Source organism: Burkholderia sp. Ac-20392 (assembly GCF_017104585.1).
Taxonomy (GTDB): Bacteria; Pseudomonadota; Gammaproteobacteria; order Burkholderiales; family Burkholderiaceae; genus Burkholderia; species Burkholderia lata.
In genome coordinates this window covers 1-4207 of record NZ_JAAGPB010000631.1, presented here as the reverse complement: position 1 = coordinate 4207, position 4207 = coordinate 1, and the positions used below count along the sequence as shown (strand labels likewise).

Genomic DNA, 4207 nt, shown 5'->3' with positions numbered 1-4207 from the left:
GACGCCGCACGCGAGCACGGTCGGGCCGCGCCGCACCAGCGCGGCGATCAGCGCGCGCACGGGGGCGCCTCGGGACGACGGCGGACGGTCGTACGACCAGGGCAGACGGAGAATGGCATGCGGATTCCTCGGAAGCGGGCCGTCGGGCACCGGGTATCCGCAAGGCTAATCCGGATTTTTGGCGAAGTAAAATGATATAAATACAATCTGTAACAAGAGAAAGTGATATGAAAATCCCTCTGCTCGAAACCTTCCGGGCCGTCGTCCAGGAAGGCAGCGCGCTGCGCGCGGCCGAACGGCTCGGCTGCACGCAGTCGAACGTCACCGCGCGGCTGCGCCAGCTCGAAGAGTCGCTCGACGCGCCGCTGTTCGACCGGCACGGCAAGCGGCTGGTGCTGAACGATGCCGGGCGCCGGCTGATCCCTTACTGCGACCGCATCCTGCGCCTCGTCGACGAAGCGACGCAGGTGGTGCGCGAGACGCCGGTCGCGCGCAGTTTCCGGCTCGGCTCGATGGAAAGCACGGCGGCCACGCGGCTGCCGGCGCTCGCCGCCGCGTTGAAGGAGTGCGATCCGGCGCTCGGCCTCGCGGTGCAGATCGGCAGCGAGCCGGATCTGGCCGACGCGCTGCTGCGAGGCCGGATCGACGCCGCGCTCACCGCGCGGGCGGTCGTCCGCCCCGGCTTGCGCTACGAGCCGGCGTTCGCCGAAGAGATGGTGCTGGTGAGCGCGGCCACGGTGACGCGGCGGCAGGTGCTGGCCGACAACCCGGTGCGGCTGCTCGCGTTTCACGACGGCTGCCCGTATCGCGCGGTCGCGGAGCACTGGCTGAAGGCGCGGGGCATCGCAGTCGAGTCGGTGGCGTCGTTCGGCACGTTCGGCGCGATCCTCGGCTGCGTGGCGGCCGGCATGGGCGTGGCGATCCTGCCGAAGCGGATCACGACCGAACACGTCGCGCGCAAGGAATTGCGCGTGCATGCGTTCGCCGATCTCGACAGCGTGACGACGTATCTCGTCACGCCGGAGGAAGCGCCCGCGCTGCCCGAACTCGACGCATTGCGCGCGGTGCTGGGGCGGCAGGCGGGCGCGCTGCTCGTGCGTTAGGGCGGCGGCGCGGGTCGCCGTCAGTCAGGATTTCACCGTCGGTGGAACGCCGAACATCTGCTGGGACGACTGTGCTACGCACGTCGACGGGCAGCCGGTCGAAATTCACGCACGTGTCCGTGGCGGCGGGTCGTCGATCAACGCGGGCAGATTCGTGCGAACGCTCCACGGATCTCCAGTACTGGATCGACCGAGGGCTCGAGAACGGGTCGTATGAACCTGTCCTGCCGTATTTCAGGAGGATCGAAACCGGCGACCACGGCGACGCGTCGCTCCATGGGCGCGATGGCCCGGTTCCCGTGCGGCGGTGATATCACCTACCCGCTCGGCCTTCGCCATCGGGCGGAAATGATGGTGGCACGCGGTCCGTCGGTGGATCACTCGACAGTGCCGGGACATGAGGCTGCCGCCGAAACTGGAAAAGGCGTTTCAGCGTAGCAAGCGACCGATCCACCGTTGACTGCTTGCGGCGAACCCATTGGGACAAGGCCGCGGCCCAGCGGTACTTTGGAAAACGATCGACCAGAGAATGGCACAAGCGAGACGGTGACGATCGACAAGAGCGGCGCAAACCTGGCCGCGCTGCAGCGGATCAACGCCGAGCGGGAACAACCGATCCGAATCCGCCAGCAGAAGCACCTGAACAACATCGTCGAACAGGACCACCGTGCGATCAAGCGGCGCACGCGAGCGATTATGAGCTTCAAGGCGTTGCGCAGTGCCCGCATCATCCTGTCAGGCATCGAGGTGATGCACATGAGCAAGAAAGAGCAAACGAAGGCAGGAAGCAAGAATCAGGCGTCCGACACGCAATTCCATTTTATTTCGATATAAGTAGTCCGAATAATATTGTGAGGGCTATTCGCCGGGTGTCCTTGTTGCGACGGAGTCTTCCATTTTGTAAGAATATTGCGATTGACAGCAGCTCTTCACGTGCTGTAATTTTTCGTAACAGAAATAGCACGACAGATCTGAGAGCACTCCGTTATACGCAAGTCCGTTCAGCCTTATCGGTAAACACCGAGCGGTTGAGCAACTGATTCGACGGCGGGCACCGTTGACTGTCTGGTTCCCCATGCAACAAGGGCTTTGACGGATGCGTACGTCGCCCGCAAATATTTGTCTGGCGCCGTCCCGGTTGTCGCAAAGCCTTATGCAGCAGGGGCTTTGCGGAAAATCCGGCACGCCAGTCCCCGAGATGTTTATAACGAGGTGGCATGAGACAACCTATGAACAAAATAAATTTGAGATTATTTTTTTATGTCTTGATATGGGTGTCTATCAGCTTCGGCGCACTTCGTTCCATTGATTTGATTAATTTAACGCCGATACAATCATTTGTCTCAAAGATTTTGCTGGTTTCGTGGTCCGTCGTGCAAATAGTAAAGGAGGCAGCTAGATTTACGAATGCTATGGGCAAGTAAAATTCTTTAATGACCAAAGGGGTTATCGGTGAGAAATCTGAGCTTCGATGAAATCAAACTGGTTGGCGGTGCTGACGGCGCCGTCCATCTGGCGTTTCCGCGACGCGAAGTTTCATCCACGGCCGGTCCTGTAGCCAACAGCTGCGCTCGGGACAAGTAAGTGAACTTCCCAACGCGCACCGTCCGACGAACAATGACTCGCATCTGCGCAACCGCGTGCTCATCGGGCAAGTCGAGACTGAACTCCCGCCTTTTGAACCATCGATGCAACCTGTCGAGGGTGTGCCGCTACGCCGGCGCAACGGCCCGTTCGTCCGCGAAGAAATCGGCCTCGATTTCGCGGATCCGCCGGCAATCCTCGAGCAGGCGCTCGAACGTCGGGCTGTAGAGGCCGACCGTGCCGAGCGCCGTCTGCAGGTCGGTCGTCACGCGCAGCGTGTCGCCCACCTTCGCCCATTGCTTGAGCCCGACGAACGACGGCAGCGCCTGGATCGCCTGCCACGTGAAGTCCTGCCGGAGCACGCCGTTGCGCGACGACAGCAGCAGCACGTGCCCGCAGTAACCCCGAAAATCCGTCGGGGCGGCGAAGTCGCCGAACAGCCGCTCCGGATGCAGCACGGCCTCGACCGTCGCCGATACGTGATTTTCGCCGCTGACCGCGCTCGTCAGCCGCGGATCGAGGCTGCCGTGCAGCCGCGCGTTCAGCTCGACGATCGTCGGGCCGTCGGCCGTATCGAACAGTTCGAGATGGGTCGGCCCGAAGCGGACTTCCAGCGCATCGAGCACGTCGGCCGCGTAGTCGAGCAGCGGCGCGTAGCGCGGATCGGCGTGATTCAGCACCAGCATCTTGTCGAGCCGCGGCGCATGCGTGCGGTCGCGGTGCACTTCCCACAGGCTGACCACCCGGTGGCGGCCTTCGAACGACACCGAATCGACGATGTATTCCTGCCCCTCCGAATAGCTCTGGATCACGATGTCGTCGTTCGGCTGGTTGTACAGCGAACGGGTGGCCAGCACGTCGCGCGCGGCCGCCTCGACCTGGTCGAGCGTCCGGCAGATCTTCACGCCGGCCACGCCCGCGCTGCGCGCCGGCTTCACCACGAGCGGCAGCGCGCCGTACGCGCGCGCCCATTCGAGCGCGGCGTCGACGGAAGTACTGTGGAAGTGCGCCGGGGCGCGCAGGCCGGCCTGGCGGATGCGCTCGTTCATCGCGTACTTGTCGCGCCGCGCGGCCGACGTCGCGAGCGGATTGCGAGTCGGCACGTCGAGCCGCTCGGCCAGCGTGTCGGCCAGTTCCAGCGCCGCGTCGAGCCCGTGCAGCACCGCACCGATCCGCAGGTCGCCCAGTTGCGCGAGCGTCGCGTCGATATCGCCGCGATGCTGGACCTGGCGAATGTAGTCGGACGGGACGAACTGGTTCCGGTAGATTTCCGGCAGGTCGGGGTCGCTGATCACGTGCGCGCAACGGATGCCGTACGCGCGAAACGCGGGCGCCAGATAGGCGGCTGTCGACGCGCCGTCGACGATCAGGACGGTATCGATGAAACGATGCGGCATGGATTCCTCGTTGGGCTGTGGGATCGGTTGAAGGGGGCAGGCGGCGCGGGCTCAGGCCCGCGGGCCGGTATCGGGCGCATCGCCGGGCCAGCGTGCGGCCAGCACGATGCAGATCGCGACGAA

General features: G+C 63.8%; 2 protein-coding genes and 1 pseudogene. 2 read left to right on the top strand and 1 reads right to left on the bottom strand.

Annotated features, from left to right (window positions below; all coding sequences use genetic code 11):
* The first annotated feature begins 227 nt into the window (after window positions 1-227).
* A complete protein-coding gene (locus G3N99_RS35885; RefSeq protein WP_206124729.1) occupies window positions 228-1103 on the top strand; it encodes a LysR substrate-binding domain-containing protein in 876 nt (291 codons plus the stop codon).
* 312 nt (window positions 1104-1415) lie between these two features.
* Window positions 1416-1937, top strand: a pseudogene (locus G3N99_RS35880) (DDE-type integrase/transposase/recombinase); the annotation flags it as partial.
* An 878-nt stretch (window positions 1938-2815) separates the two neighbouring features.
* Here the strand turns inward: G3N99_RS35880 and G3N99_RS35875 are convergent.
* Complete coding sequence (locus G3N99_RS35875) at window positions 2816-4084, bottom strand: ATP-grasp domain-containing protein (protein WP_206124728.1); 1269 nt, start codon at window positions 4082-4084, stop codon at window positions 2816-2818.
* Window positions 4085-4207: the final 123 nt, after the last annotated feature.